We start from the raw sequence: 209 nt of genomic DNA on the forward strand, positions 1-209 counted from the left end.
CTTAGCTGTTCCAGTGCTTGGCGACGAGGTCGGCGGCCTGCTGCTCCCACTGGGCGTAGTGGTCCGGGTAAGCACTGACCTGGACGGTCTGGGCGGCCTTGGTCAGCGGCATGTCCTGCCAGCCGTCGACCTGCTTCAGGCCCTTCAGGAACGCCGTCGTCGAGTACTCAGGGTCGGTGATCTGCTCCACCGTGCCCCAACCACTGGAG

The 209-nt window shown here is 65.6% G+C and carries 1 pseudogene; it reads right to left on the bottom strand.

Annotated features, from left to right (window positions below):
* Position 1: 1 nt before the first annotated feature.
* A pseudogene (locus tag IRY44_RS30530) lies at positions 2 to 209 on the bottom strand (hypothetical protein); the annotation flags it as partial.

Origin of the sequence: Micromonospora sp. ANENR4 (assembly GCF_015354395.1) — a bacterium.
Taxonomy (GTDB): Bacteria; Actinomycetota; Actinomycetes; order Mycobacteriales; family Micromonosporaceae; genus Micromonospora; species Micromonospora aurantiaca.